The sequence below is a fragment of the Pseudomonas sp. JC1203 genome (assembly GCF_056175065.1).
Genome location: NZ_JBWCAM010000013.1, coordinates 187,909 through 213,781, shown reverse-complemented (window position 1 = coordinate 213,781; position 25,873 = coordinate 187,909). Strand labels below are relative to the sequence as shown.

The 25,873-nt window shown below is 59.7% G+C and carries 29 protein-coding genes and 1 pseudogene; 19 read left to right on the top strand and 11 right to left on the bottom strand.

The genetic code is table 11. The annotated features are described in order from the left end of the window. Positions 1–173 precede the first annotated feature (173 nt). The 5 genes from AC0SZ7_RS20235 to AC0SZ7_RS20215 all read right to left on the bottom strand — a co-directional run bounded on the left by AC0SZ7_RS20235 (position 174) and on the right by AC0SZ7_RS20215 (position 3,883). Positions 174–1,505: a deoxyguanosinetriphosphate triphosphohydrolase gene (locus tag AC0SZ7_RS20235; RefSeq protein ID WP_475506054.1), complete on the bottom strand. Its 1,332-nt coding sequence runs from the start codon at positions 1,503–1,505 to the stop codon at positions 174–176. Between the two features lie 87 nt (positions 1,506–1,592). Continuing rightward, a complete protein-coding gene (locus tag AC0SZ7_RS20230) occupies positions 1,593–2,759 on the bottom strand; it encodes an EAL domain-containing protein (protein ID WP_475506053.1) in 1,167 nt (388 codons plus the stop codon). Between the two features lie 90 nt (positions 2,760–2,849). Continuing rightward, positions 2,850–3,182, bottom strand: coding sequence for a hypothetical protein (locus AC0SZ7_RS20225; RefSeq protein WP_475506052.1), 333 nt, complete (start codon positions 3,180–3,182; stop codon positions 2,850–2,852). Then, on the bottom strand, positions 3,179–3,565 hold the full coding sequence (locus AC0SZ7_RS20220; RefSeq protein ID WP_475506051.1) for a phage holin family protein: 387 nt from the start codon (positions 3,563–3,565) through the stop codon (positions 3,179–3,181). Before AC0SZ7_RS20220 ends, AC0SZ7_RS20225 begins: the two co-directional genes overlap by 4 nt. Before the next feature lie 3 nt (positions 3,566–3,568). Continuing rightward, positions 3,569–3,883 carry an ElaB/YgaM/YqjD family protein gene (locus AC0SZ7_RS20215; RefSeq protein WP_416423385.1) on the bottom strand — a complete coding sequence of 105 codons (315 nt, stop codon included), beginning with the start codon at positions 3,881–3,883 and terminating at the stop codon, positions 3,569–3,571. A gap of 295 nt (positions 3,884–4,178) precedes the next feature. Here AC0SZ7_RS20215 and AC0SZ7_RS20210 point away from each other — a divergent pair, with 295 nt between their 5' ends. The 8 genes from AC0SZ7_RS20210 to AC0SZ7_RS20175 all read left to right on the top strand — a co-directional run bounded on the left by AC0SZ7_RS20210 (position 4,179) and on the right by AC0SZ7_RS20175 (position 10,993). Further along, complete coding sequence (locus AC0SZ7_RS20210; RefSeq protein WP_473006008.1) at positions 4,179–5,387, top strand: ammonium transporter; 1,209 nt, start codon at positions 4,179–4,181, stop codon at positions 5,385–5,387. A gap of 181 nt (positions 5,388–5,568) precedes the next feature. Next, positions 5,569–6,663 carry an acyltransferase family protein gene (locus AC0SZ7_RS20205; RefSeq protein WP_475506050.1) on the top strand — a complete coding sequence of 365 codons (1,095 nt, stop codon included), beginning with the start codon at positions 5,569–5,571 and terminating at the stop codon, positions 6,661–6,663. Positions 6,664–6,708: 45 nt separating this feature from the next. Then, on the top strand, positions 6,709–7,683 hold the full coding sequence (locus AC0SZ7_RS20200) for an acyltransferase family protein (protein ID WP_475506049.1): 975 nt from the start codon (positions 6,709–6,711) through the stop codon (positions 7,681–7,683). A 116-nt stretch (positions 7,684–7,799) separates the two neighbouring features. Then, entirely contained in the window at positions 7,800–8,762 is a 963-nt protein-coding gene (locus AC0SZ7_RS20195; protein WP_475506048.1) for an acyltransferase family protein, read from the top strand. A 45-nt stretch (positions 8,763–8,807) separates the two neighbouring features. After that, positions 8,808–9,044 carry a glutaredoxin family protein gene (locus AC0SZ7_RS20190; protein ID WP_475506047.1) on the top strand — a complete coding sequence of 79 codons (237 nt, stop codon included), beginning with the start codon at positions 8,808–8,810 and terminating at the stop codon, positions 9,042–9,044. Between the two features lie 115 nt (positions 9,045–9,159). Beyond that, positions 9,160–9,591 carry a D-Ala-D-Ala carboxypeptidase family metallohydrolase gene (locus tag AC0SZ7_RS20185; protein ID WP_475506046.1) on the top strand — a complete coding sequence of 144 codons (432 nt, stop codon included), beginning with the start codon at positions 9,160–9,162 and terminating at the stop codon, positions 9,589–9,591. Between the two features lie 134 nt (positions 9,592–9,725). Continuing rightward, positions 9,726–10,040, top strand: a complete 315-nt coding sequence (locus tag AC0SZ7_RS20180; RefSeq protein ID WP_475506045.1) for a transcriptional regulator — start codon at positions 9,726–9,728, stop codon at positions 10,038–10,040. A 56-nt stretch (positions 10,041–10,096) separates the two neighbouring features. Continuing rightward, a complete protein-coding gene (locus AC0SZ7_RS20175; RefSeq protein ID WP_475506044.1) occupies positions 10,097–10,993 on the top strand; it encodes a pseudouridine synthase in 897 nt (298 codons plus the stop codon). A gap of 77 nt (positions 10,994–11,070) precedes the next feature. Here AC0SZ7_RS20175 and AC0SZ7_RS20170 read toward each other — a convergent pair whose 3' ends face one another. The 5 genes from AC0SZ7_RS20170 to AC0SZ7_RS20150 all read right to left on the bottom strand — a co-directional run bounded on the left by AC0SZ7_RS20170 (position 11,071) and on the right by AC0SZ7_RS20150 (position 15,490). Further along, positions 11,071–12,684, bottom strand: a complete 1,614-nt coding sequence (locus tag AC0SZ7_RS20170) for an inorganic phosphate transporter (protein WP_475506043.1) — start codon at positions 12,682–12,684, stop codon at positions 11,071–11,073. A 73-nt stretch (positions 12,685–12,757) separates the two neighbouring features. After that, positions 12,758–13,777, bottom strand: a complete 1,020-nt coding sequence (locus tag AC0SZ7_RS20165) for a transporter (RefSeq protein ID WP_475506042.1) — start codon at positions 13,775–13,777, stop codon at positions 12,758–12,760. Between the two features lie 213 nt (positions 13,778–13,990). Continuing rightward, positions 13,991–14,263: a hypothetical protein gene (locus AC0SZ7_RS20160; RefSeq protein ID WP_475506041.1), complete on the bottom strand. Its 273-nt coding sequence runs from the start codon at positions 14,261–14,263 to the stop codon at positions 13,991–13,993. 380 nt (positions 14,264–14,643) lie between these two features. Further along, positions 14,644–14,958, bottom strand: a complete 315-nt coding sequence (locus tag AC0SZ7_RS20155) for an NADPH-dependent FMN reductase (protein WP_475506040.1) — start codon at positions 14,956–14,958, stop codon at positions 14,644–14,646. Positions 14,959–15,049: 91 nt separating this feature from the next. Then, positions 15,050–15,490, bottom strand: a complete 441-nt coding sequence (locus AC0SZ7_RS20150) for a helix-turn-helix domain-containing protein (RefSeq protein WP_475506039.1) — start codon at positions 15,488–15,490, stop codon at positions 15,050–15,052. Between the two features lie 650 nt (positions 15,491–16,140). On the opposite strand from AC0SZ7_RS20150, the gene AC0SZ7_RS20145 reads away from it, so the two are divergent. The 11 genes and pseudogenes from AC0SZ7_RS20145 (at position 16,141) to tnpC (ending at position 25,489) form a co-directional block, all read left to right on the top strand. Beyond that, positions 16,141–16,443: a hypothetical protein gene (locus AC0SZ7_RS20145; RefSeq protein WP_475506038.1), complete on the top strand. Its 303-nt coding sequence runs from the start codon at positions 16,141–16,143 to the stop codon at positions 16,441–16,443. An 8-nt stretch (positions 16,444–16,451) separates the two neighbouring features. Next, positions 16,452–16,871, top strand: coding sequence for a DUF6957 family protein (locus AC0SZ7_RS20140; RefSeq protein WP_475506037.1), 420 nt, complete (start codon positions 16,452–16,454; stop codon positions 16,869–16,871). After that, entirely contained in the window at positions 16,868–17,056 is a 189-nt protein-coding gene (locus tag AC0SZ7_RS20135; protein ID WP_475506036.1) for a hypothetical protein, read from the top strand. The genes AC0SZ7_RS20140 and AC0SZ7_RS20135 overlap by 4 nt, the downstream gene beginning before the upstream one ends. Positions 17,057–17,292: 236 nt before the next feature. Continuing rightward, complete coding sequence (locus tag AC0SZ7_RS20130) at positions 17,293–19,470, top strand: KAP family P-loop NTPase fold protein (RefSeq protein WP_475506035.1); 2,178 nt, start codon at positions 17,293–17,295, stop codon at positions 19,468–19,470. 234 nt (positions 19,471–19,704) lie between these two features. Further along, a complete protein-coding gene (locus tag AC0SZ7_RS20125; protein ID WP_475506034.1) occupies positions 19,705–20,037 on the top strand; it encodes a hypothetical protein in 333 nt (110 codons plus the stop codon). A 147-nt stretch (positions 20,038–20,184) separates the two neighbouring features. Further along, positions 20,185–21,753: an alpha/beta hydrolase gene (locus tag AC0SZ7_RS20120; RefSeq protein WP_475506033.1), complete on the top strand. Its 1,569-nt coding sequence runs from the start codon at positions 20,185–20,187 to the stop codon at positions 21,751–21,753. 462 nt (positions 21,754–22,215) lie between these two features. Continuing rightward, positions 22,216–22,776 (top strand): hypothetical protein, encoded by a 561-nt coding sequence (locus tag AC0SZ7_RS20115; RefSeq protein ID WP_475506032.1) that lies wholly within the window; start codon positions 22,216–22,218, stop codon positions 22,774–22,776. Between the two features lie 171 nt (positions 22,777–22,947). After that, positions 22,948–23,111 (top strand): annotated as a pseudogene (locus tag AC0SZ7_RS20110) (citrate-proton symporter); the annotation flags it as partial. Between the two features lie 103 nt (positions 23,112–23,214). Next, positions 23,215–23,547 (top strand): IS66-like element accessory protein TnpA, encoded by a 333-nt coding sequence (gene tnpA / locus AC0SZ7_RS20105; RefSeq protein ID WP_475506031.1) that lies wholly within the window; start codon positions 23,215–23,217, stop codon positions 23,545–23,547. After that, positions 23,544–23,879 carry an IS66 family insertion sequence element accessory protein TnpB gene (gene tnpB / locus AC0SZ7_RS20100; RefSeq protein WP_475506030.1) on the top strand — a complete coding sequence of 112 codons (336 nt, stop codon included), beginning with the start codon at positions 23,544–23,546 and terminating at the stop codon, positions 23,877–23,879. The genes tnpA and tnpB overlap by 4 nt, the downstream gene beginning before the upstream one ends. 83 nt (positions 23,880–23,962) lie before the next feature. Further along, complete coding sequence (tnpC, locus tag AC0SZ7_RS20095; protein ID WP_475506029.1) at positions 23,963–25,489, top strand: IS66 family transposase; 1,527 nt, start codon at positions 23,963–23,965, stop codon at positions 25,487–25,489. A 47-nt stretch (positions 25,490–25,536) separates the two neighbouring features. On the opposite strand, the gene AC0SZ7_RS20090 is transcribed toward tnpC, so the two are convergent. After that, positions 25,537–25,791: a hypothetical protein gene (locus tag AC0SZ7_RS20090; RefSeq protein ID WP_475506028.1), complete on the bottom strand. Its 255-nt coding sequence runs from the start codon at positions 25,789–25,791 to the stop codon at positions 25,537–25,539. Between the last annotated feature and the right edge of the window lie 82 nt (positions 25,792–25,873).

Below are 25,873 nucleotides of genomic sequence, written 5' to 3'. Positions count from 1 at the left end.
GCCTTGGCTGCTACATCTTGTGGGAGCTGGGGTTCCAGCGAGCTGTTGGGGCCATAAAAGCTCGCTGGCAAGCCAGCTCCCACAAGACAGTTGCTGCTACGAAACCACCTGCGCCGTGCGTGGTAGGAGCCGGCCTTGGCCGCGCAACGCTGTAGCAGCTGCCGAGCGCGCCCTTAAAGCGGCGCCGAGCGCCCGGTCATCTCCCGCGCCATCTCGCTGGCATAGCTGTCGGTCATGCCCGCGATGAAGTCGATCATGCGCATGAACGAACCGTGCAGCGAGCCGCTCGGGTCCGGCGCGCTGTTACCCAGCAGGTCGAGGATGCGCCGGTTCTTGAACGATGGGGTCTTGCCGCCATGCTGCTCAAGTGCGGCGCCACACAGGGCATTGAGCAGAATTTCCAGAGTGGTGTAGGCGCCGATTTCCTGCAGGGTCTTGCGCTTGTCCTGGAAGATCTTCTTGCGGGCCATGTCCTTGGCGCTGAGCACACAGCGTTTGGCCGGGCCGTGCATGTGTTCCACCAGGTCACCGGGAAGGGTACCGGCCAGCAGCGCGTCCTGCTGTTCGACGAAGGCGCGTGCGGCGGCGTTGGTCAGGTGCTCGATGGCCTTGCCGCGCAGGATGGCCAGCTTGCGCCGACGCGAGTCCTCGCGGCCCAGCTGGCGGTAGGTTTCCGGCAGGTCGTCGCCCACCAGGCCCAGCAGCAGTGATTCCACTTCGGCGTAGTCCAGCAGCTCCATCTCCAGGCCGTCTTCCAGGTCGATCAGCGCGTAGCAGATGTCATCGGCGGCCTCCATCAGGTACACCAGCGGGTGGCGCGCCCAACGTTGCTCTTCCAGCTGCGGCAGGCCCAGTTTGTGGGCGATCTGCTCCAGCAGCGGCAGCTCGCTCTGGTAGCAGCCGAACTTGTGCTTCTTGTAGCCCAGGGAGTCGGCGTGCCGCGCGGTCCAGGGGTATTTGAGGTAGGTGCCCAGGGTGGCGTAGGTCAGGCGCATGCCACCGTCGAACTGGTGGTACTCCAGTTGCGTGAGCACGCGGAAACCCTGGGCGTTGCCTTCGAAATTAAGGAAATCCTGCTGCTGCGCCGGGGTCATGCCGTCCAGCCAGCCGCGCCCGGCCGCCTGCTGGAACCAGTGGCGGATGGCGTCCTCGCCGGAGTGGCCGAACGGCGGGTTGCCGATGTCATGGGCCAGGCAGGCCGACTGCACCACCATGCCCAGGTCGCTGGGCTCGCACCAGGCGGGCAGGCGCTCGCGCAGGGTCTCGCCGACGCGCATGCCCAGCGAGCGGCCCACGCAGCTGACCTCCAGCGAATGGGTGAGGCGGGTGTGGATGTGGTCGTTGCTGGTGACCGGGTGCACCTGGGTCTTGCGCCCCAGGCGGCGGAAGGCGCCGGAGAAGATGACCCGGTCGTGGTCCTTGTGGAACGGGCTGCGGCCCAGTTCTTCAGGGCTGTGGAGGATTTTGCCGAGGCGTTCGCGGTTGAGCAGGGTGGGCCAATCCAAGGCTGTTTCTCCTGAAAGCGGGTTAGGTGAGCTTCGGTGTTTGGCGGGGTTGATGCAAGTTTTTATGGTGTCACGGCATCAGATGCCTCAAGCCAGGAACGCCGCATCCACATCAATCAGCAGCAAGCGCTGGCCGTTGTCAAAGAACTGCCCCGCCGTGAGGCAGTACTGGTTGCTGGTGGCGTCGCGGTAGGTGTTGGACAGGATCAGCCGGCGCTCGTCCCAGCCCTCTGCCAGCAAGTGGTAGAAGTAGGGGCGCCACGACCAGTTGTGGCCCAGGTAGCTGGGGTCGGCGTGCCAGCCGTGCTGGCGCCATTCCATGTTGGGGGTGAGCTGGGTGCCGTGGCGGTCACACTGGTAAAAACGCAGCAGCCAGGGGTAGGCATCCAGGCGGGGCAGGTCGCTGGCAGGGGCGCCGGCCTGTGCCCAGGGGTGGAGGATGGCCATCAGTTCGCCCAGTTGCAGGCGCAGGCTCATCAGCCGCGCGCGCTCTGCCAGCTTTTGCTGCACATAACGTTCGCGCAGGGCGGCGAAACGCGCGACGAAGGCATCGGCGGGGAAAAAGTCCGCTTCGGCGCGGGCGAACAGGTAGCCCTGCACATAGCGCGAGCCGCACTCCAGGGCGAAATTGAGCTCGGCTTCGGTTTCCACGCCTTCGGCGATGATCCAGCAGCCGGTCTTTTCCGCCATCTGCGCCAGGGCCTTGACCACCTCGCTGCTGGGCCCGCCGCGGGCCGCAGCCTGGAACAGGCGCATGTCGAGCTTGAGGATGTCCGGCTGCAGGGCCAGCACCCGGTCCAGCTGCGAGTAGCCGGCGCCGAAGTCGTCGATGGCAATGCGCGCGCCCGCCTCGCGGTAGCGCTGCACTACCTGGCTGAGGCGGCGGCTGTCGCCGCCCAATTCAGTGATCTCGAACACCACGCGCTCGGGGGGCACGCCATGCCGCTGCAATTGCAACAGGCTGGGCAGGGGCTGGTCGTCGCGCAGGCGGCTGATCCAGCGTGGCGAGATATTCAGGCTCAGGAACCAGTCGTCCGGCGCTTCGTGCAGGCGGCCCAAGGCGTCGCCGCGGATCTGCCGATCCAGGCGGCGCAAGGCAGCGGGCAGCGTGCGCGGGTCAGCGAACAGCGGCCCCACCGATTGCACTTGGCCGTCGGCCTGGCGCAGGCGGCCCAAGGCCTCTACGCCGGCGATGCGGCCGGTGGCGGTGTCGATAAAAGGTTGAAACCAGGCGAGCGGTTGCCCGTCAAACACGGCGGCTCCTCAGATGGCTGCTTGTGCGCCCCGGCCGAAACCGGGGCAAGGCTTAGCGCCTTTGCAAGAATGTAGCCAAATGATGGCAATTCAATCCTTGCGCTGCAGGGCCAGCTTGATCAGGGGCAGCAGGCTGGTGCCCAGCTTCACCAGGCGGGGCAGGCCGCCAGTGCCGCCGCTCTTGGCGCCCTTGCCGGTAAGGAAGCCCAACAGCACCACCCCGGCCAGGCCCCATAACGGGGCGTGCTTGATGCCCAGCCCGTCCTGGACCGACTGGCCCATACCGCGCAGGCGGTTCAAGGGGTTGATCAACTGGCCGGATTCGTGACGAATTTCCTGGCGGTGCATTTCCATGCGCAAGCGGATCAAGGCCTTGCGCATTTCGCGACGCGACTGGTTTTGCGGCAGGTTCGGTGCACTCATGGCAACAGGCGCTCCCGGTCGTTGGCCAGCTCTTCGAGGGTGCCACTGAACGGCGAGGATTCATCGAAGATCGCCGCCTTCAACTTCATGGCGCAGAACAGCCCTGCCAGCAGGTAGAACACCGCCAGCCCGATCATGCCCTGCATGCGGTAGTTGTCCCACAGCAGAATCAGGATCAAACCGGACAGCGCCACTAGTGCCAGCAGGGCGAACACCAGCGCCAACCCGGCGAACAGCAGTAGGCTCACGGTGCGCGATTTCTGCTCCTGCAATTCGATGCCGAACAGTTCCACATGGCTGTGCAACAGGCCCAGCAGGGCCGCGCCCAGGCGCCGCGACGACGGCCCGGCGGCTGTCGATTTCGAGTCCATGTCCAAAGCCATGGGTTAGCGCCTTGTGGCCAGCAGGCCGACCAGGAAGCCCACGCCGGCGGCGATGCCGATGGACTGCCAGGGGTTTTCCTGCACGTAGGCCTCGGTCTTGGCCACGGCCAGTTCGCCTTTCAGGCGCAGGGTCTGCTCGGTGGCCTTCAAGGTTTCCCGGGCGCGCAGCAGGCTGTCGTGGATCTGCTCGCGCAGCTCATCAGCCTGGTCGCCGGCCAGGGTCTTGGTGTGGTCCAGCAGCTTCTCGGTGTCGCGCACCAACGTCTGAAAATCAGCCATCAGTACGTCTTGTGCAGTCTTTGCCGTGGTGCGGGCCATGGTGCTCTCCATTAGTTGGCGTCTGGTGTTTCGAGTGCCCGGGCTTTCTGAAGGTTCCTTCACGTTTGCCTGGTACAGCTTTTGCTTTTCGTTGGTGCATAACAGCAGGCCCGTGCGCCAGATCGGCGCGCCAGAGCCTGCGGTGGAAATAAACCTTAACCCAAACGAAATAAACCCGAGGAAAAATTACCACGCAGTCGAATAAAGAGCGCATTGCCTGTCCCATATTGGTGCAATGACTCGTCGGTCGACCTGCTTTGGTGCTGTTTTTCCTGTCTTCAGGTCTGCCCTCTCGATGGATAATCTGCAAAGCGCCGTGCAAACACTGATTCACGGCTCCAATACCCTGTTCCTGCTGATGGGCGCTGTCATGGTCCTGGCCATGCATGCCGGCTTCGCGTTCCTGGAAGTCGGCACGGTACGCCAGAAGAACCAGGTGAACGCGCTGTCGAAAATTCTCAGCGACTTTGCCGTGTCCACCCTGGCCTACTTCTTTATAGGCTACTGGATCGCCTATGGCGTCACCTTCATAGCGCCTGCCAGCGAGTTGAGCGCCGACCACGGCTATGCCCTGGTGAAATTCTTCTTCCTGCTGACCTTCGCCGCAGCCATTCCAGCGATCATCTCCGGCGGCATTGCCGAGCGCGCGCGGTTCGTGCCGCAGTTGTGCGCCACCACGCTGATCGTGGCCTTTGTGTACCCGTTCTTCGAAGGCATTGCCTGGAACGGCAACTTCGGTGTGCAGCCTTGGCTGCTGGCGCATTTTGGCGCGACCTTCCATGACTTCGCAGGTTCGGTGGTGGTGCATGCCATGGGCGGCTGGCTGGCGCTGGCGGCGGTGCTGTTGCTGGGGCCGCGGCAGGGGCGTTACCGCGATGGCCGCGTAGTGGCCTTTGCACCGTCGAACATTCCGTTCCTGGCGCTGGGCTCGTGGATTCTGATTGTCGGCTGGTTCGGCTTCAACGTCATGAGCGCCCAGAGCGTGGCGGGCATGAGTGGCCTGGTGGCCATCAACTCGCTGATGGCCATGGTCGGCGGCACCATCGCCGCGCTCATCGTCGGCCGCAACGACCCCGGCTTCCTGCACAACGGCCCGCTGGCCGGGCTGGTGGCGGTGTGCGCCGGCTCCGACCTGATGCACCCCATCGGGGCCTTGGCCACCGGTGCCATCGCCGGCGCGCTGTTCGTGGGTTGCTTCATTGCCGCCCAGGGCAAATGGAAGATCGATGACGTGCTGGGCGTATGGCCGCTGCACGGCATCTGTGGCGTGTGGGGCGGCGTGGCTTGCGGCATCTTCGGCCAGCAGGCGTTGGGTGGCATGGGCGGTGTGAGCCTGGCCGTGCAGGTGCTGGGCAGCCTGGCCGGGGTGGTGGTGGCGCTGGTGGGGGGCTTTGCGGTGTATGGCCTGCTCAAGGCGGTGGTGGGCATTCGCCTGAGCCAGGAGCAGGAGTATTACGGTGCCGACCTGTCGCTGCACAAGATCGGCGCGGTGAACCATGATTGATGCGGCGTTTTCGGACGCGGCCTGTGGCCGCTGCTACGGGGGTGTGGGCTTTGGTGATGGCAGTTTGACGCCATAAACCAATGGTTTTCTTGCGACGATGTTCAGCATAGGATGCAATTGCCCGGTGGCGTCTACGCCGGGCCATACGCAGGCCATGGGGTGAGCACGGGGGGCAAGGAGTATGGAGCGCCTGTTTTCGTTGCAGGGTATGAGGGGCGTTGCCGTCGTCGGCGTGGTGCTGTTCCACATGGCTGCGGTCGAGGCCAAATACAGTGGTGGCGACCTGTTGCTGCCCGCCATGGTGGATTTCTTCCAGCTGGGCGTCGACCTGTTCTTCGTCATCAGCGGTTTCGTGATGGTCATCGTCACCCGCGGCCGCCACCAGGACTGGGTGCAGGGCCAGCGTTTCGTCTTCAACCGCCTTTCGCGCATCTACCCCAATTACTGGTTCTACTACCTCATTACCCTGGGCATCTACCTGGTGGCCCCGGCGATGGTCAACTCCAGCCATGGCGACTCCAACCTGGGGATGTCCTTCCTGCTGCTGCCCAGCGACAAAGTGCTGCTGGTGATGGTGGCCTGGTCGCTGGTGTTCGAGCTGTGGTTCTACATGGTATTCGCCGTGCTGCTGTTCCTGCGCGAACAGTGGCTACCCTGGCTGCTGGCGGCCTGGGCGCTGGTGCTGGTGACCTTCAACCTGCTGCAGGACTGGCAGGATTATTCCCCGGCGCTGCGGATCATGCTGCACCCCTACGCGCTGGAATTCATCGCCGGCTGCGCCATCGCCCGCTACTTCTACTCCCCGCGCAGCGCTGCGCTGTCCACCGGGGCGGTGTGGCTGATGTTGTTGGCCGCGGTGCTGCTGGGCCTGCCGCTGGTCGCCAGCCTGGGCCTGTACAAGACGGTGGGCCTGCCACGCATGCTGGTGGTGGCCCTGGTGTTCAGCGCGCTGACCTTGTCGTTGGTGTTGCTGGAACGGCGAAAATTGATTTCGGTGCCGCATTGGCTCACGCATATAGGTGACATCTCCTACACCGTCTACCTCTCGCACCTGCTGGTGCTGGGCGTGATGGGGCAGGTGTGGCGCCTGGTGGGCGCGACCCCGGACAGTCTGTGGGACAACCTGGCGTTTGTGCTGCTGATGTTGGCAGCCACGTTGTGCTATGGGGCGGTGGCGTACCGCGTGTTCGAGAAACCGCTGCTGGACCGCGCCACGGCGTGGTGCAACCAGCGTTTTCGCAAGGCACCGGCACGCAGGGAGTACGACACGGTGTGACGCTTGGTCGTCACGGGGCTTGGCTTTCTGGTCAGGTGGAATCACATGGGCAAAACAACAACAAAAACAGTCAATGCAAACCTCAACTGGCTCAAATTCACACTGGCGATCATCGTGGTCGCGGTGCACTGCAAGATACTCGGCGGCAATGAAACCATGGCCGGGTACCTGTTGTGCAACGGGGTGTTTCGGGTAGTAGTGCCGGTATTCTTCATCATCAACGGCTACTTCCTGGGCCAGGCGCCCATGACCTGGAGCGTGATGCGCCAATGGCTGTGGCGCGTGACCCTGCTGTACATCTTCTGGATGGTCATCTACAGCCCGCTGTACCTCACGGGGCTGGGTTTCGCCGACATGCTGGCGGCCATCAAGCAGTGGGTCATCGGCTTCTTCCACCTGTGGTACCTGGTGGGGATGATCGGCGCCGGGGCCATCCTCTTCGTGCTGCACGCGCGCTCCACCGCCACCCTGGCGACCGCTGCGCTGGTCACCTTCGGCATCGGCGTGGCGCTGCAGTACACCCGGGTGTATGTGCATATCCCCAACGAGTTCCTGCAGCACTTCAACCAGAACGACTACACCGCGCGCAATTTCCTGTTCATGGCGTTCCCGTTCATGGCCATGGGTTACCTGCTGGCGCGCCACCCGCTGCACCTGCACCTCAAGCGCGCGGTGGTGTGGGGCTGGTTACTGGCGGCCATGCTGCTGATGCTGGTTGAGTCCGAGCTCAACTACCGCAACGACCCGGTGCACGTGTTCAACTTCGACCTGCTGGCCTCCATGCCGCTGGTGGCGCCGGCGCTGTTCATGCTGGTGCTGGTGTATGACCGGCCAACCCAGAGTGCCTATGTGGGGCAGATGTCCTCGGCGGTGTATTTCGTCCACCCGCTGATACTGTGGGCGGCACTGGGGGCAGGGGTGGTGTACGGCAACCTGATGGTGTTGCTGGTGACGCTTGCGGCTGTGGCGGCGGCACCGCTGCTGATTGCCATGAACCAGCGCTGGCGTTTCATTCTCTAGCCTCGACGGCAAATAGCCACCACCGCTAAGATGGTGGCTGTTTCCGCTGCCCGGTCGCGCCGCGTTGGCAGGAGACGTTCGGGTTGTTCCGATTCCGCCACGCAGAGCGCTTAGGGATGAGCAAGATCGTCAACGCAAACCTGGACAGGCTCAAGCTGCTGCTGGCACTGATGGTGGTGGCCATGCACTGCAAGGTGCTGGGCGGCAACGACAGCTTCGCAGGCTACCTGTTGTGCAACGGCTTGTTGCGCATAGCCGTGCCGGTGTTCTTCCTGATCAACGGCTATTTTCTTGGGCAAGCCCTGCAAAGCGCCGCCGGCATGCGCCGGTGGCTGGGGCGGATTGTCCTGCTGTATGTGTTCTGGATGCTGGTCTACAGCCCGTTCTACCTTGTGGGCTCAGGCCTGGGCGCGGTGCTGCTGGCGGTCAAGCAATGGCTGATCGGCTTCTTCCACCTGTGGTACCTGCTGGGCATGATCGGTGGCGGCCTGTTGCTGTACGCCGTGCGTGGGCGCCGCACCTGGCAGGTCGCCGCACTGGCGCTTGTTGCCTTTGCCACCGGCCTGGCGCTGCAATACGCGCGGGCCTACGTGCAGATACCCGAAGCGTTCCTGCAGCATTTCAACCAGAACGACTACGCAGCGCGCAACTTCCTGTTCATGGGCTTTCCGTTCGTGGCGGCGGGCTTCCTGCTGGCCCGCCACCAGGTGCCGACGCGGCTTGCCCCGGGGCTTTTGTGGGCGTGGCTGGCGGTGGCGGTGGTGTTGATGCTGGCCGAGTCGTGGTTCAACTTCAGCCACGCGCCGGACCGGGTCATCAATTTCGATTTCATGTTCACGCTGCCGCTGGTGGCCCCGGCCTTGATGCTGTTGCCTTTGCGCTACCCACGTGCCGGCCAGGGTGACCGGGTAGGGCGGTTGTCGGCCGCGGTGTATTTCACCCACCCGCTGTTCATGTTCGCGGCGATGGCGCTGGGGCTGGTGTACGGCAGCCTCATGGCGCTGGTGGTGGCACTGCTGACCCTGGCCGCGGCACCACTGGTGGTGGCCGCCAGCCGGCGTTGGCGGTTTATTCTGTAGGTTCTAGAATAGGGCCAACCCCCCCCCTATTGCCCGGTAAGTGCCATGCCTGCTGAATGCCAACTGCTTGGAACTGCGGCCTGTCATCTGTGCGAGTTGGCCGAGGCCGAGCTCATGCCGCTGGTAGAGCATGGGTTGCAGGTGGAATTGATCGATATCGCCGAACACCCCTCGCTGTTCGACAGCTATTCGCTGTACATCCCTGTGTTACGGCGCACCGACACCGGCGCCGAGCTGCGCTGGCCGTTCAATATCGATCAGGTCGTCGCCTTCGTTCGCTGAGCGTGCGCACGTTTTCCCGCTGCCCCGCCGCCTTGCCTAAATAGATAAATGCACGGACCCGCGCCGGCCCCGGACAATGGCCGGCGTACCCGCCTGCACGTCAAGGAGCGACAGCATGAACCTGAGCGACAACTTTACCCTGGCAGAACTGATTGCCTCCCCCTCGGCCGCCAAGGCCGGCATCGACAATACCCCCGACGCGGCCGTCATCGCCAACCTGCGCCGCCTGTGCCAGCTGCTCGAAGCCATTCGCGCGCTGGTGGATGCGCCGCTGCTGATCAGTAGTGGCTACCGTGGCCCGGCCTTGAACGCCCTGATCGGCGGTTCGCCCACCAGTGCGCACCTGCGCGGCCTGGCCGCGGACTTCACGGTGGTGGGCCTGGCGCCCCGGCAGACGGTGGAGCTGATTGCCGACAGTGGCCTGGTGTTCGACCAGCTGATACTGGAGTTCGACCGTTGGGTGCACCTGGCTGTCAGCGAAAAACCGCCGCGCCGCGAAGTGCTGACTATCCGCAAGGGCACCGGCTACCTGCCGGGGATTGTCTGAGGCGCCACCGATCATCTGCGCATTGACGCAGAGGGCAGCGGTCCTTATGCTGTATATAAATACAGTGTTCATGGAAGTGCACACAACAGGGTGCCCCCGGGCGCCCTGAGCAACGAAGTCAGAGGATTGCCTGCGTGGTCAATGTCGAACAACTGAAATACAGCGTCAACCGCATGAGCCCTGAAGTGGTTCAGGAGGCGGTGCTGGAACTGCGCCTCGATGGCCTGATGACCGAAGGCAAGACGCCCTTCAACAAATTGCACTTCAACACCTGCTTCGCCGAGATTGAAGCGCTGTTCCAGCGTGCCGGCTATCATCGCCCGCTGGATGTAGTGGGCTACGAAGGTCTGTTATACGCCCTGTACGACCCCACGCGCTGGGAACCGGTGCAGGTGCTGCGCTGGCTCAAGGAATTCACCGACGCGGCGCGCCAGGCGCACGCGCAATGACAGCGGGCGCGGCGCTGGGGGATAATACCGGGCTGCAATAACCCAGAGCCCTGCCAATGTCCGAACCTGCCTTCAACGCTGCCCACCACCAGGCCAGCACGCTCAGCCTGCCGCCTGGCCCGTGGACCACCGTGCTGGACTGCCTGTGCGACCATTTCAAGGCCATTGACCGTGGCCAGTGGCTGGACCGCATTGCCCGGGGCAAGGTACTGGATGCCAACGGGCAGCCTATAGCCGTCGACCTGCCCTACAAGCAGGGCCTGCGCATTCACTACTTCCGTGAAGTGCCGAACGAGAAACCCATCGCCGCCCAGGAACACATCCTGCACATGGACGAACATCTGGTGGTGGCCGACAAACCGCATTTCCTGCCGGTGACGCCCACGGGTGAATACGTGGAGCACACGTTGCTGCGCCGGCTGATCCGCCGCCTGGATAACCCGCACCTGGTGCCGCTGCACCGAATCGACCGCCACACCGCTGGCCTGGTGCTGTTCTCCGCCAACCCCGAGAGCCGCTCGGCGTACCAGTCGCTGTTCCCCAACCGGCAGATCGACAAGCGCTACCAGGCCATCGCGCCGGCGTTGCCGCACCTGAGCTTTCCGCGGGTGCACAAGAGCCGCATGGTGCATGGCGAACCGTTCTTCCGCATGCAGGAAGTGGACGGCGTGCCCAACAGCGAGACGCTGGTGGAAGTGGGGGAAAAGCAGGGGGACTTGTGGCGCTACATCCTGTACCCCATCACCGGCAAGACCCACCAGTTGCGGGTGCACATGACGGCGCTGGGCGCCAGCCTGTGCAACGACCCGTTCTACCCGCAGGTGTGCGGGCAGGGCGAGCCGGATGATTACGCGAAACCGTTGAAGCTGCTGGCGCAGAGCCTGCGCTTCAAGGACCCGTTGACGGGTGAGGAACGCAGCTTCGAGAGCCGTTTGACGCTGGACTTCCCGTAGCAGCTGCCGAAGGCTGCGTCCCTGGCGGATCGCGGTGCCTGGGACGCGGCCTTTGGCCGCTGCTACGGGCGCGTTGGTCAGAACACCGAATTGAACACCCAGTACAACGCCCCCGACAGCAGGATGGCCGCCGGCAGCGTCAGCACCCAGGCCATCACCAGGTTGCGGATGGTGCGCATCTGCAGCCCTGAACCGTTGGCCACCATGGCCCCGGCCACGCCCGATGACAGCACGTGGGTGGTGGACACCGGCAGCCCGTACATGTCCGCCGCGCCGATGGTCAGCATGGCCACCACTTCAGCGCTGGCGCCCTGGGCGTAGGTCAGGTGGTTCTTGCCGATCTTCTCACCGACGGTCACCACGATGCGCTTCCAGCCCACCATGGTGCCCAACCCCAAGGCGATGGCCACGGCCACTTTCACCCACAGCGGAATGAAGCGGGTGGAACTGTCGATCTGCTGCTTGAATTGCGAGACCTTGGCCTGGGTGTCGGCGTCGAACTGGCCGACCTTGTCCTTGTCCATCAGGCGAATGGCTTCGGAGGTCAGGTACATGTCGTTACGCACGTTGCCCACCGCGGCGGCGGGGATGGCGGTCAGGCTGCCATAGGCGTTGACCTCGTTGCCGATCAGCCCGGCGATGGCGGCCAGGGCCGGTACCAGCTCGGGAGTGGGTTGCTTGTTGCGAATGTAGTCGGTGAGGATCGCCCGTGGGTCACCGGTGACGGGCGTCGGCGCAGCCTTCACCAGTGCTTGCTGGGTGACCTGGGCCACGGCGGCGAACTGCACCGACTGGTCGGCCGGCATGGCGCGGTTCAGCGCGTAGGCCATGGGCAGGGTGCCCACCAGGATCAGCATGATCAAGCCCATGCCTTTCTGGCCGTCGTTGGAGCCGTGGGCGAAGGACACGCCGGTGCAGGTCAGAATCAGCAGGCCGCGAATCCACCATGGCGGTGGCGCATCGCTGACCGGCGCCTTGTACAGGGCGCGGTTTTTCACGAACAGGCGCAGGGCCATCAACAGCAGCGCGGCGAAGGCGAAGCCCAGCAGCGGCGACAACAGCAGCGAATAGCCGATTTTCAGCGCCTGGCTCCAGTCCACGCCGCTGGTGCCGTCGCGGCCGTGCATCAGTGCGTTGGCCACGCCCACGCCGATGATCGAGCCAATCAGGGTGTGCGACGAGGAGGCCGGCAGGCCCAGCCACCAGGTGCCCAGGTTCCAGATGATGGCCGCCAGCAGCAGCGCGAAGATCATCGAGAAACCGGCGGACGAGCCCACCTGCAGAATCAGCTCCACCGGCAGCAGGGCGATGATGCCGAACGCCACGGCGCCGCTGGAGGTCAGCACGCCGAGGAAGTTGAACATGCCCGACCACACCACCGCGAACTGCGGCGGCAGCGAATGGGTGTAGATCACCGTGGCCACTGCGTTGGCGGTGTCATGGAAACCGTTGACGAACTCGAAGCCAAGGGCGATCAGCAGGGCCACGCCCAGCAGGATGAACGGCGTCCAGGTGGTGACGATGGTGCCCATCTCGTCCACGTCGCTCACCAGGCTCCAGGTGCTGTAGATCAGCCCGACGGCCAGCACGATGAAGAAGCCGATAAGGGTGGCGCGCCCTGGCTTGCGGTCAAACTGCGGGCGCGCTTGGGTACTGCTGGGGGATGAAGAAGCCAGGGTTGGCGTAGCCATGTCAGGCAACTCGATTGAGGAAGGGAATTCCTATAATCGTTGCAAAATGTGACAGGCTGGCGTCAGGTATGGGTCAGTAGTCGGTACGCTTGCGGAACGCCCAGCGCCCGGCCAGCAGGGTGAAGGTGGCCACCAGCGCCACCAGGATCCAGAAACCTTCCGGGTCGCTGGCCAGCGGGATGCCGCCCACGTTCATGCCGAAGAAGCCGGCGATGATATTGATGGGCAGGGCCAGCACCGTCACCACCGTCAGGGTGAACAGCGTGCGGTTGCTTTGTTCGTTGAGGTTGGCGGCGATTTCTTCCTGCAGCAGCTTGATGCGCTCGCCCAGGGCCGTGAGGTCGCTGAGCACCAGGGCGAACTCCTCGGTGGCCTGGCGCAGCTCCTGCACGTCGTCTTCCTGCAACCAGGCGGGCGGGCGGTTCAACAGGCGCAGCAGCGAGCCGGGCTCCAGGGCCAGCAGGCGTTGCAGGCGCACCAGCACCCGGCGCATGCTGCCCAGTTCGGCGCGGTTGTTGCTCAGGCGCAGGGACAGCAGTTGGTCTTCGATGTTGTCGACGCTCATGCTGGTCTTGCGCACAATTTGCGTCAGCACCTCGGCCTGGTCGCGGAACAGGTGCACCAGCAGCTCCATGGGCGAGCGGAAACGCTCGCCGCGCTTCACCGACGAACGCAGCTTGTCCACCGAGTGCAGCGGCTGCAGGCGCGCGCTGACCAGCACCCGGTCGTTGGCGCACAGCCACAGGGTGGAGATGTCGGACGAGACCATGCCGAAGTTGAACACCACGTCGTTGACCACCGCCAGCAGGGTGTCGTCCACGTGCTCGATGCGCGTGGAGCGCGAGCCCTCGTGCAGCGATTCGTAGAAATCATCGGGCAATTGCAGGTGCGCGCGCATCCAGCGTTCGCAGCCGGCGTGGGCCAGGTTCAGGTGCAGCCACACGAATTCGTCGTTGTGCTCGGCATCGCCCAGGGTTTGCAACACGGCGGCCGAATCCAGCTCGCACACCGGGCCGCCAGGCCGGAAGCGGTAGCCGTACAATAATCCGAAGAGGTCCGAGTCCTGGTGGCTCTTGATGATGCTCGAATTCATGTCGGCTCGCGGCGCAAGGGCTGATGGCGCGATCATGCGGAGGAAATATTGCAGTTATGTGACGGTTTGTGAGCAGATGTGAATGTTCATCTAGGTTCGCGCCATCTCCCCGTAGCAGCGGCCACGAGGCCGCGTCACAGGCGCCGCGCTATTCCCGGATCACCGCGTTGGGCATGACGCGGCCTTCGGCCGCTGCTACAGGATTGCGTTGGGTCAGCTGGCGTTCAGTCCGGCCAGCGAGGCATCCACCAGGGCGCCGCTGGCCTCGACCAATTGCGCGATGACCTGATTCATCGCCCGGCAAGTGGGCAGGTCAGCATCCAGCGTTTCGCCGTAGAGGATAGAGGCATTGGCGAGGTTAATGGCGACCTGCTCGAGGGCGTCTGTTATTCCGATATCTGGACGTACGACGAAAAGCTCGGACCCAGACAGGTTCCGCCCGAAGGTGGCTGGACAACTTTCGACCGAGGTTGGGATTTGATTCATATGGCGCTCCAAATAATTGAGATCGCCACCGATCGCCGTCAAACGATGGGTGGCAACTGAACGCAGGTTGACGGACCGGATGGAGCTATCAATTCCGGCGCACTAAAAGTGCCCCGCGCACAGCTGCCATGACGCTTGCGGCAGGCAATAGTATGCCTGCACCGGTGATGGTATTGAATTGATAGCTCTCGGAGGCCGTCAAACCTCATCCCGCATCAGTCGGGACCGGGGGAGGATAGGGGCCGTATCCCATGCGTACAACTGCCTGACTGCCTGATTTCAAAGAAGGAGATGTTTCCTACAGGGGTTCAGGAATGTTCTCGCGATTTCGCCCTCTTAGAATCTCCAATTCGAACGCCCGCAACGCGGCCCCCACCACCTCAGCCACTTGCGCATTGGCATTGCTGGCTGGCCACCAGCCAGTCCAGGGCGTTCTTGAAGGCACCAGGAATACTGCGGGCGTATTCGGGGCAGGCGATCAGCAGGCCGTCGGCGGCGTCCACCGCTGCGTGCAGGGCCTGCACCGCAGGCGGTGGCGTGTCGCTGAGGTCGGGGTTGAACAACGGCAAGTTGCCGATGCCGTCGTAGTGCTTGAGTTGCAGGCCCGGGGGTGCCAGTTGCGCGGCGGCGTGCAGCAGCGCGCGGTTGGATGAACCTTGGCGCAGGCTGCCGCAGAGGGTGAGGAGGTGGGGCATGGGCAGGGTCCTTTGCGTGGGTGGTTCGAGGCGGCGGCGGGGGCTTTTGACGCAGCCTGCGGCAGCTGCTACGTCGAATGAAGGCGCGCCCTCAGGCGCATTGTTGTTCCTCGCTGTGCCATCGGCCCTCATACGCCAGCTTCAATTCATAAAGGTGGTGGTCAAGGTCGTTGATCTTGTTGATAGCGGTCATGAGGTCGGCTTCCCCTGTCTTCGCCTCCAAATACAAACCTCGCAAATAGCGATCACTCACGGTTGGAATTTTGCCGGTTTTTTCCCAGATAGCCACCGCTTGGCTGGTGAGCCCGACAATGTCGCCCAAGCGCTCCTGGGACAGGCCCAATTCCTTGCGCAGAAACCGAAATTCGGCGCCTGTCAGCGGTGACGGTTTTTCTGCGAGTGCCTTGCCTATCGTGTCGTGCAGGCCTTGCACATCAGTAATGCCCAAGGCTTCGCCATATGACGTCTGCTTCAGTACGTAGCCGTTGCTCAGCCACACGTTCGGCAAGCCGCTCTCAACGTAGTGGTACATAAATTTATCTCTGCTTTTGAATCGCAGTCACCACGACGACCGCGATCTGGCGAATCAAGCTGAGCGCGGTCTGTTTCGGAAGCGCGACCTGATCAGGGCTTAATCTATAAAAACTATAGGTTGCGCTATGCTAAATGACAACTCCCAGCCGTCAATGAATCGATTGTTCGGTTTTGTTTCCCTGCTGTGTCCTGGACACCGGGCACGAAAAAGCCCGTACAAGGCGGGCTTCTTTCACAGCGCCCGTCGGGGAGACAGGATTCGAAACCATTATCGGACGAAAACGCCCTGAAGTGTGTAGGTGTGTAGTACCTGAATCCTTTCCAACCCCCAACCCCGGGGCAGATCACTGTGATTTTCACGGTGCACCATGACTTGCTTCCGATCTGAGAGTGGCAGCGACGTAAATCGCCGTCCCATATAGCCCAATAACATGGGCAGAAGCGAGCCCATCATTTAGCGATAAATTGGATGGGGATTGCCGGCTTGCTCGGAGGTCAACTAGCCGAGCTGGGCAGACTCGGCGCAAGTTTTTTCCACGCCAACGTGACCACGGACATCGCCCTCGACGACCGTTAACCGTGCCTACCTTTTATAATCAGGTGACCATTACGTCCTTGTGTCCTCGATGGATCAAGACGAAAGCGTCTATGTCTGATGCAGGGCGGGTGCCTATTCAAGTCGCGGATGCCAGACGTGCGCATTTCAATATTGGGATAACTGCGTTTTTGTTCTGTCCTGAGGTTGAGGGTTTCATGCTGACCGGTATTGTTTACTTCGATCAGAAAAACCGCTTCAAGAATGGTCGGCGCATCCGTACCTCCGTGATCGTTGAGTTCGTTGATCAGGACGCTTACGCCGTCGCACTGACCTCTACTGGTAGCGCCTACTTCTTGGTGCCGCAGAGCACTGAAGAGCTACCTCTGGATCTCAGCCGACGGGTCAAACATTAAGGGTGCAAATGGACAAGCTGAAAATATTGGCAGAGATGCTGCGCGGCCCGGGTCTGGCCATGGAAGGGCTGGATGCTTCTCCCGAGGAGGCTGCAGCACAGTTAGCCGAGAGGTTTCCCGGGAAACCGTACTGTGTGTTTCAGGAATGGGTTGTCTTCGATCTGGAGGTGCCCGATCAGGTGCGTGACGGCCTGGCCGATAAGGGGCAGTACCCCCTGATGGTCGTATTCTTGGACATGGTGCACGACACCCTTGGCAGGTACCCGATTGGTGGCTGGGCCCGCACTGCCCCAATGAAGTCCTTCAGCGAATGCCGATTTTTTGAGACCAAGGATTCTGTGTATGTGCTCATCGGGCCGGGGCAGCGCAGGCGTGCCACCCTTTCGTCCATCATCAGACTTCCGACGGGAATGGATTTAATTCAATGATCCGGCATCCTCACAACGTTCCAGATCGTGGAAATGGTGAGTACTTCCAACCACGCAATCGGGAGCTCACGCCTGAAAAATTTGCCACCATGATGCGCGAATCAGATGATGCGAGTGACTGGATGCGTGATCAGCTCAAGCTCAAACGCGATCTGCGCAGAAAGGATGCCTCATCGGTTATATGAGCACGACCTGTCAAACGCCTCAAGGCGCTTCACTGCAGCCTAAGCCTTGACGGTTCTATCGGCACGCATTTTTAGCTCTTCGAGACCATCTGCCTTCAGCGAATCAGCGTTCAACACGGAGCTCTGGATATCAGGCATTATCCAATGAGTTGCGATGACAACACGCCGACTGCCGTTCACTGCCGTCAGTAATCCATCGTCAAAGGGGACATCGATTTGTCCTGTGGGGAGAGTCTGTGGGAAAGAAGTCCGCGCCGTTGAATCCTGCCGTACACGCTGCAAAGATTGATTTCGACCTGCCCCTTCAGCCTGATACTGCCCTAGCCAACGATCAGCTATCCCGAGAGGGGTTTGCGAGTATCGCGGCTTCCGCGCTACGCAGAGTCTCCAGTTCGGCTGGATTCGTTCTCTCGATTGAAGGGGCGTGGGGAAGCGGAAAAAGCTCAACGCTTGCAATGATCCAGGCGCTTTTGGTGAGAGATACCGAGGCGGCATCTCCAGTGATCGTTCATTTCAATCCATGGTTGATCGGCGACAAAGACGCACTGCTGCGTCAGTTTCTTTCCAGCATTGCGAAAGCCATCAAACTCAGCGACCGCAGCCGCGACGGCAAGAAAGTCGCCAAAGAGCTCAAGGCTTATTCAAAGGTTTTTGACCTGGTCAAGTTGATACCAGGCGCAGAGCCTTGGACGTCGTTGATCAAGTCTGTCGTAGACGCAGCAGGGGATGCAACGAGCGCTATTTCTGAATACAAGACGCCCGACGTTGAAGCCTATAAGCAAAATGTCGAAGCCGCGTTGAGGGCGTTTGACCGGCCAGTCATCGTGTTCATCGATGACATCGACCGGCTGTTTCCATCCGAAATCTTCGAGATGATCCGAATCATCAAGGCGGTAGGTGAGCTGCCTCAAATTGGCTATGTCGTGGCGTGGGATTCGGATTATGTCAGTCGGGCCCTGCAGAATTTGAACGTCCCGCACGCAGGCTCGTACTTGGACAAGATTGTTCAGGTGAGGATGCCTTTACCGAACCTTTCACTCAGCGCCCGAGGCAGACTTTTCAACGACGCGTTGGAGAGCCTCGCACCTGAGGTATCACGTGGAAATTTTGAGGGTCAAGATCAGCGGTTAGGTTTCATCTATCACTCTGGGTTACGTGAGCTCTTGAACCAGCCACGCGACGTCGTTCGCGTATTCAACGCCGTGCGACTCACGGAGCCTTTGCTTCGGGGTGAGATCGTTTTTGCAGACATCCTCGGACTGGTAGCCCTTTCTGTTAAAGCGCCTGCTGTTTTTGAGCTTTTGAAAAGACAGCCTCGGTTGTTTGTCGGACGCCTTTCGAGCGATGCCTTCGAGATGGGCGATTCAAAGAATCTGATCGAAGATGGAATAGCTGAACGTCAACGTGCCTATGACACCTGTTCGGAGGCGGCTTTGATCAAGGTCGTCCACTTCCTGTTTCCTGACGTCGCGTTGGCCGAGAAAAGTCGATCCCTCGGGAAGGGCACGTACGCAGAAGGCGTCATTTCACACCCATCACGGTTGGCCATTGCTCTGCAGTTAAGTCTTACTGATGGGGATGTGAGTATCAAATCCGCGCGTCAATACCTGCAGGATGCCAGTGCAAGAGCAGTCATCGTTTCTCAGCTGACCATCGACAACTGTAACGAGTTTATAGACATGCTTGGGGAGGTTGGAGAATCGCTACCTCGCCCGGAGAACGACCACCTTGTAGATACATGCATCTCAATCGCGAGGCTTGTAGATGCTCCTGTGTTCGTAAGTCGCACTCAATCGCGGCGGGTTATCTTCAGCGTTGGAGCTGAAGATCTGGCTTTGCAAAAAATCTCACAGCTGGCAAATGCAGGGCAGCCCAAAGGCTTCGATTCCATAGCTGACAAAATCGTGCGTGACCCTCAAGCAATCACCTGTGCGGCAGAGATTTTGAGACGAAGCTATCTCGATAGTCGCAACCAATCCTCAGATATATTCAAGCTCAGTGCTGCTCGAAAAAAGACATGCGCCGCGTCCTTCGCTACCAATGTCACCGAGGTGGGAAAAAGGGGAGCACTCCTTGATCAGAACCGCCCCGGATTCATCCTGTGGACGCTCGCGCGCCTCGCTCCTCAAGCATGCCCAAATCTCCTACATATCTTGAAGGATAGCGACCCAAGCCTGGATCGCTTTGCGCTTGAGTTTCTAAGCAATAGTTGGGACTCAAGCAACGGGCAGGCTTATGGCCTGCCTGCAGAAGAAGCGGTCTCGCTTGCATTCTGGTCTCTGGATGAGTTCAAGGCTCATGCTAGAAAGAGGCTTCTTGACCGTGACTTGGAGTACCCAGTTCGAGCCGCTTGGCAATCAGTGGTTGATGGGAAGGTTCTTTACGGCGTGGATGGCTCAGTGGTCACTAGGTGAGCTTGTCAGTGCTAAGCCTGTTCTCGCGCTGACCGACTGGGACTGAAGTAGTCAGGTTTCAATCCATTCACGAAGCCTTCATCTCCATAAGCACATATGCGTATCTGTGTTGGAGTCGGTCAGCGCCAGTTATTGCCGGCTAAGCGATCCAGTGCTCGCCATCCGCTGATGGGATGCCCCCGGCCATACTGATAGAATCGGACGAGCTAAACATAATTCCCGCCGAGACACTGTATGAATCCTGATTTGAGCGAAGAAGAAATGCGCCGCGCGCTCTTCGGTGACGCCGTACCTGCACCGCAGGTCGCCGCTGCCCCGAGACCGGAACCGGTGCCCGAGGTCGTGTTCGTGAAACCAGCGGTGCCGGTAGCCAAGAAAAAATTTTCGAAGGCGTTCACTCCAAGGCTCCGCGTCACTCTCCGTGTTGGCAATGAGTTTGAAGGCAAAACGTTCGAGCTGACTCATGAAGTAGACACGCTCAGCAAACTGCAGGCAGAGCAAGATGCTGTCAAGGCCGCCCGCAAGAAATACAGGTTCGTCGAGGTCATTTCCGTCAAATCGATGTGACCACTTTATGCTGGGTTACGGGCTCTGTGGATCAGCGACACGCAGCTCGTATTCACAATTGTGGGGCCGACTAAATTCCCGATAAGCGATCCCAGTGCCCTAAATTTCTCAAAATAGCCTAGCCCGAAATGACCTCCAAGGATGATCATGCGAACAACTGAAGACCTGAAGCTGGCCGCCGCCATTCTGTTGAGGAACATTTCTACGTCCAAACCGTATCAGCGGGTAGTCAGCTCAACAAACGTTTTCATCGCCTGGCAAACATCTCCGACCGGTGAGTTTGCCAATTACCTGAGGCAGAACATTCGTAACCCCAGTGCAGAAGCACGGTTTGATGAGATTCGCCTTGGTAGCACATCGATCAAGTTGCTTGACGAGTCAGAACGTTTGAGGGAAATGCTCGACGCTCAATCTCTTAGAGATGGAGCAGTAAGAGGGCTTGTCAAAAAGGCTCATTTTCGCACCTTGGTGAAGCGCTCAACTGCCATTCGTCCTGCTCAGATGGATATCGAAGCTTCCAGGTCATCGCCTCGTCGACCAACCATTCGCAAGGTTCATCCTGTCGTCCATTCCGTCAGAATTGTATCTCCTAGAGTTGGTGGTGAAAAACCTAGCACCTCCACTTTAAAAGTCACGCGTGTACTTCGTGGCGATCAGAACAATATCATTCATGCGCGCAAACCAATCCCTAAACTCCCTGATACCTTGCAGGTAGGCAGGTCACCAGCCAAGCTAGCGCTCGAAGCTGATCGGCAATTCACAACCCATATGCTTCATTTTGGCACCGATCGGCTGCTGACAATCAATAACAATGGTGACGCGACGTTTGGTGATGTCAGAGGAGAGGACAAGGTCACTTATGGTGTTGCGAATGTTTCAATTCCCCATGTTCACAAAGAAGGCGCGCTGGAGCGCCCCAGTCGTGGGATAAGGTTTTGGTCGACGCCTGATGAAGACCCCTGCAAGCATATCGTTATACACAGACTGACACCCTTAGAACTCAGTGATTGGTGCAGAAGCACGCGGCTCCAGGATGGTGAGGGGCTGCTGTTCATTCATGGTTTTAACGTCAATTTCGACGAAGCGATCTGGCGGGCGGCTCAGATCTGCCATGATCTGAAATTTATTGGAGTGAAGCTGTGTTACAGCTGGTCATCGCGTGGGGGAATAGGAAACTATGCCGCTGATGAATCGACGATCGAGTGGTCTCAAGAGCACCTTCGTACGTTTCTGACCGAGGTCACGACCAAGCTGGGGTTGCAACGCCTTCATATCGTCGCTCATAGCATGGGCAATCGGGCGCTTTTAGCCGTGCTGGAGAATTGGCAAAACCAGCCAGGGGCAACTCCAATCAGCCAAGTAGTACTGGCTGCTCCTGATATCGACGAGGGTCGATTCAAGCAGATTTCGCGGTCGTTTGGAAAGTACGAACAGGTAACTTTATATGCTTCCAGAACCGATCGAGCTATTCTTGCGTCGACCAAATTGCATAAGCTCAATCGCGCGGGCAATGCCTCTCCACCCATTGTAATCAGCGGTTTGTCTACGGTCGACGTAACAGCGGCTGGCGCGGACATGTTCGGGTTGGGGCACAGCTATTTCGCAACCTCGAAAACTGTCTTCCACGACTTATTTTATATCATTAAGGAGCGCTTTACTCCTGACCGTAGGGCAGGGATAAAAATCAGCGAAATGGGATATTACGAACTGATTTAAATGCCTAAGGCGGCTAGTCAATTGGAATGGGTAGCGCGCCGACGGACGTAGTCGGAGCTCTAGTGGAGAGGGAAAGGGCACACCTACGCCTTTGGGTGGCTCATAATTATTCTAAATTCTGGCTAAGCAATAATTCGTACTAGAGACTCGTGAGACCTCGCTAAAAGCGAGCAACTGCCCACCAGCGTAATCAAGGTGTGTTCGCTGACCGCTTACAAATAGCCGGTCTGGCATCTTCCATAGCTAGAGGTGCGAGGCCTCCATCGCACAACCCTAGCGGTTTAGTAAGGGATTTTTATGGGGTGGTTAACACTTCGGTCTTGACGACGGATTAGGTATTGGGCATGAATAAAAAGCTGGCTGCCTTACGAGCACGGTCTGTGCCAAGTCAGGTTGGAGTGGGTAGGTAGCCATTTTTTTGAGTGGCTTCACTTTGTGTGCGGGACTTATCCAAGGATGGCAATGGACGTTTTTACCTTTATTTCCGAATTGATCAAGGCATTGGCTTGGCCAGCGGTGGCTGTGGCTGCACTGGTATTACTTAAGCCAGAATTGAAGGCGTTGGCGCCTTTCCTCAAAAAGCTCAAAGCAGGCCCTGTTGAGGCTGAGTTCGAACGAGACGTGAACAAGCTCAAAGAGATGGTCGACAAGCCTGCACAGCCTGTCCCGCCATTGAGTGCAGACGTAACCGCCTCTAAAGAATTCCTGTTCCAGCTCGCAGCGCTCCATCCGCGCTCAGCCATCCAGGAATCATGGGTGCGTGTGGAGGCAGCTGCTCGTGCAGCGCTGGCTCGAAGCTCAGCAAATCCAGCCAAGTCTTATATAACCGCAGCTCGCCTGGCGCAGGAGTTGTCGGGTGTCGGGGCATTGAGCGAGACACAGGTTACGCTCTACCACGAGCTACGACGTCTTCGGAACGATGCCGCTCATGCGGTAGGCGCAGAGCCAACACAAGACTCGGTGCATTCCTACATCGAACTGGCCACAGGCCTCCAAAGCCATCTTGAGAAGTTTCATAAGTAGAGCGTTGCTCGGTTGGCCCGGATGCTGAAAAAGACGGGAGCACTAGCAAGCATTGATAGAGCATCGGCATCAATCGATGAAAACATAACACTTATCGTATCAAGGTGTACCACGCAGAATCCTCGATCAAAGCGCTAACAAAGCACCTAATAAGATCGCTGGAGAACAACAATGCATGGCTCATCCCAATCGCGGCCAACGTCCGCCAAATCAAGGCAGGCGCCGTATTCCGAGTGACCTCGGGCAACTTCCTGGAACAGTTCGACTTCTTCCTCTTCGGCTTCTACGCCACCCAGATCGCGTCAGCTTTCTTTCCCGCCTCTAGTGAATTCGCCGTAACCGTCCGGGCAACACACCTTCCTGATGCCATCGCTTAAGGCGATGGTGTCCACCTAAATTTAAGTGGACACCATTTTTAGCCTTTTAAAGCGGACGCCCATGCCACAAGAACGCCGTTCCTATTCCAAGTCCTTTAAGGCGCAGGTCATCGCCGAGTGTGCGCAGGCTGACACCTCGATTGCCAATGTTGCCTTGACCCACAACCTCAATGCCAACCTCGTCCATAAATGGATTCGGGTGCATGGGCAGAAAAACCTGGCACTGCAAACTGTCTTTATTCCCGTCAAGGCATTGTCTTCGACAGCGGCCCCTCAAGTTCTTCCGGCCACGATTCGAATCGAAGTGCCTCATTCAAAAGGCGCAGTCGTGGTGAGCTGGCCGGCGGAAAATGCAGCGGCATGTTCCGCTTTCCTGCGAGACCTGCTGCGATGATCCGCATCGACACCATCTGGCTCGCCATCGAGCCCATGGACATGCGCGCTGGCACTGAAACCGCGCTGGCGCGAGTTGTCGCGGTGTTCGGTGCGGCGAAGCCGCACTGTGCTTATCTGTTCGCCAACCGCCGCGCCAATCGTATGAAAGTGCTGGTGCATGACGGTGTGGGGATTTGGTTGGCTGCCCGGCGCTTGAATCAAGGTCGTTTCTTTTGGCCAGGCGTGCGGCACGGTTCTGAAGTCGAGTTGGATGCAGAGCAACTTCAAGCCTTAGTGCTCGGTTTACCTTGGCGACGCGTCGGTTCCGGAGGCGCCATCACGGTGCTCTAAATCGTCTGCAATGGGGCGCTTGTCAGCGCAATTAGCCCATCAGTCTATCGCCGCCACTAGCCCTCTCTGGCAGAATTGGCGGCATGACTTCGCATCCGAATCTCGATCAATTAAACCCTGAAGAGCTGCGTGCCTTGGCGGCGCAGTTGATCCAGCGCGTCGAGATGATGGACAAGCAAATCAATCACCACAAGTCGGTCAACGAGAAGCTGGCCCACGAGATTGCGCTCCTCAAACGCTTCAAGTTTGCCAAGCGCAGCGAGCAACTAAGTCCGGATCAAGCCAGTTTGCTCGACGACTTGATCGACACCGATATCGCCGCTATTGAAGCTGAGCTTGAAGCACTGCAACCGGCACCCGTTGACGGCAAAGTACGCCAGCAACCCAAGCGCGCGGCGCTGCCAGCGCAGTTCCCTCGCACGCTGATCCATCACGAACCAGAAAACAGCCCCTGCCAATGCGGCTGCGCCCTCAAGCGTATCGGTGAAGATTCCAGCGAAAAGCTCGACTACACACCGGGCGTCTTCAGTGTCGAGCGCCACATCCGTGGGAAATGGGCCTGCGAGCAGTGCGAAACGCTGATCCAGGCGCCGGTACCGGCGCATGTCATCGACAAAGGCATACCGACAGCGGGCCTGCTGGCCCACGTCATGGTGGCCAAGTTTGCCGACCATCTGCCGCTGTACCGGCAGGAGAAAATCTTCGGCCGCGCCGGACTGCCTATTGCTCGCTCGACCTTGGCGCAGTGGGTGGGCAACTGCGGCGTGCAATTACAACCGCTGGTGGACGCGCTGCGCGAAGCCGTGCTGACGCATGGTGTCGTCCACGCCGACGAGACCCCGGTACAAATGCTGACTCCTGGCACGAAGAAAACCCATCGCGCTTACGTCTGGACCTATGCCACCAGCCAGTTCTCCGATCTGGCGGCGGTCGTTTACGACTTCAGCCCGAGCCGCGCTGGTGAACATGCCCGGAACTTCCTGGGCAACTGGAACGGTAAGCTGGTATGCGATGACTTCGCTGGCTACAAGGCAGGATTTGAGCTGGGCGTTACGGAGATCGGCTGCATGGCCCATGCACGGCGCAAGTTCTTCGACTTGCACGCGGCCAACAATAGCCAGATCGCCGAAAAAGCACTGCACTACATCGCGGCCTTGTACAAAGTTGAGCGAGAGGTTCGCGAACTGGAACCCGGCGACCGACAGCGAATACGGCGAGAGAAAGCAGCGCCGATCATCGACGCCCTTCATACCTGGATGATCGCCCAGAGGCAGCTTGTGCCGGAGGGATCGGCCATCACCAAAGCCTTGGATTACAGCCTCAAACGCTGGATAGCGCTCACGCGCTATCTCGATGATGGTGCTGTGCCCATCGATAACAACTGGTGCGAAAATCAAATCCGGCCGTGGGCACTTGGGCGTTCAAACTGGCTGTTTGCAGGTTCTTTACGCAGCGGCAAACGCGCGGCGGCGATCATGAGTCTGATCCAGTCGGCGCGGCTCAACGGGCATGATCCGTATGCGTACTTAAAAGATGTCCTCCATCGCCTGCCGACGCAGCGTGCGAGTGAGATTACCGAGCTGTTGCCGCACAGGTGGGTGCCTGTTTGATCACTCAAACCTGTTCGGCAGACACCCCTTTAAACAAACGACGCTGTTTAGGCATTGGCCAAGGCAAGCCTCAGTAGATATGAAAACTTAGAGATTGCTACATTGATCTCGTCTTGGGTGTCGCCATCCCACTCTTCGACTGACTCCAACTCTAGTTTTAGCGACTCTATTCGCCCTTTGATATCGGCAACTTCTTCGCTCTGGCATCGTTTGGCGATTGCCTCCCACCTTGCCTGTGGGATGCTTTCCTGGATTAAGAGTCCTGCCCTAGCTTCAGCAATTAGCGCCGTTAGTTGGCTCATTGGGTATTTATCCTTACAAAGCAACGTATCCGTTATGCCTAATCGCTGTGCACGTCCGCCGTCTACACCTCACGATCCTAGC

Bases quoted from the DNA above. Each gene is read 5' to 3' on its own strand.
- AC0SZ7_RS20220 (WP_475506051.1), bottom strand. From the start codon at position 3,565: ATGGCTTTGGACATGGACTCGAAATCGACAGCCGCCGGGCCGTCGTCG.
- AC0SZ7_RS20165 (WP_475506042.1), bottom strand. From the start codon at position 13,777: ATGAATTCGAGCATCATCAAGAGCCACCAGGACTCGGACCTCTTCGGA.
- AC0SZ7_RS20175 (WP_475506044.1), top strand. From the start codon at position 10,097: ATGTCCGAACCTGCCTTCAACGCTGCCCACCACCAGGCCAGCACGCTC.
- AC0SZ7_RS20190 (WP_475506047.1), top strand. From the start codon at position 8,808: ATGCCTGCTGAATGCCAACTGCTTGGAACTGCGGCCTGTCATCTGTGC.
- tnpB (WP_475506030.1), top strand. From the start codon at position 23,544: ATGATCCGCATCGACACCATCTGGCTCGCCATCGAGCCCATGGACATG.
- AC0SZ7_RS20125 (WP_475506034.1), top strand. From the start codon at position 19,705: ATGAATCCTGATTTGAGCGAAGAAGAAATGCGCCGCGCGCTCTTCGGT.
- AC0SZ7_RS20210 (WP_473006008.1), top strand. From the start codon at position 4,179: ATGGATAATCTGCAAAGCGCCGTGCAAACACTGATTCACGGCTCCAAT.
- tnpC (WP_475506029.1), top strand. From the start codon at position 23,963: ATGACTTCGCATCCGAATCTCGATCAATTAAACCCTGAAGAGCTGCGT.
- AC0SZ7_RS20140 (WP_475506037.1), top strand. From the start codon at position 16,452: ATGGACAAGCTGAAAATATTGGCAGAGATGCTGCGCGGCCCGGGTCTG.
- AC0SZ7_RS20150 (WP_475506039.1), bottom strand. From the start codon at position 15,490: ATGTACCACTACGTTGAGAGCGGCTTGCCGAACGTGTGGCTGAGCAAC.
- AC0SZ7_RS20155 (WP_475506040.1), bottom strand. From the start codon at position 14,958: ATGCCCCACCTCCTCACCCTCTGCGGCAGCCTGCGCCAAGGTTCATCC.
- tnpA (WP_475506031.1), top strand. From the start codon at position 23,215: ATGCCACAAGAACGCCGTTCCTATTCCAAGTCCTTTAAGGCGCAGGTC.
- AC0SZ7_RS20120 (WP_475506033.1), top strand. From the start codon at position 20,185: ATGCGAACAACTGAAGACCTGAAGCTGGCCGCCGCCATTCTGTTGAGG.
- AC0SZ7_RS20090 (WP_475506028.1), bottom strand. From the start codon at position 25,791: ATGAGCCAACTAACGGCGCTAATTGCTGAAGCTAGGGCAGGACTCTTA.
- AC0SZ7_RS20185 (WP_475506046.1), top strand. From the start codon at position 9,160: ATGAACCTGAGCGACAACTTTACCCTGGCAGAACTGATTGCCTCCCCC.
- AC0SZ7_RS20170 (WP_475506043.1), bottom strand. From the start codon at position 12,684: ATGGCTACGCCAACCCTGGCTTCTTCATCCCCCAGCAGTACCCAAGCG.
- AC0SZ7_RS20160 (WP_475506041.1), bottom strand. From the start codon at position 14,263: ATGAATCAAATCCCAACCTCGGTCGAAAGTTGTCCAGCCACCTTCGGG.
- AC0SZ7_RS20145 (WP_475506038.1), top strand. From the start codon at position 16,141: ATGTCTGATGCAGGGCGGGTGCCTATTCAAGTCGCGGATGCCAGACGT.
- AC0SZ7_RS20195 (WP_475506048.1), top strand. From the start codon at position 7,800: ATGAGCAAGATCGTCAACGCAAACCTGGACAGGCTCAAGCTGCTGCTG.
- AC0SZ7_RS20135 (WP_475506036.1), top strand. From the start codon at position 16,868: ATGATCCGGCATCCTCACAACGTTCCAGATCGTGGAAATGGTGAGTAC.
- AC0SZ7_RS20215 (WP_416423385.1), bottom strand. From the start codon at position 3,883: ATGGCCCGCACCACGGCAAAGACTGCACAAGACGTACTGATGGCTGAT.
- AC0SZ7_RS20205 (WP_475506050.1), top strand. From the start codon at position 5,569: ATGGAGCGCCTGTTTTCGTTGCAGGGTATGAGGGGCGTTGCCGTCGTC.
- AC0SZ7_RS20115 (WP_475506032.1), top strand. From the start codon at position 22,216: ATGGACGTTTTTACCTTTATTTCCGAATTGATCAAGGCATTGGCTTGG.
- AC0SZ7_RS20225 (WP_475506052.1), bottom strand. From the start codon at position 3,182: ATGAGTGCACCGAACCTGCCGCAAAACCAGTCGCGTCGCGAAATGCGC.
- AC0SZ7_RS20200 (WP_475506049.1), top strand. From the start codon at position 6,709: ATGGGCAAAACAACAACAAAAACAGTCAATGCAAACCTCAACTGGCTC.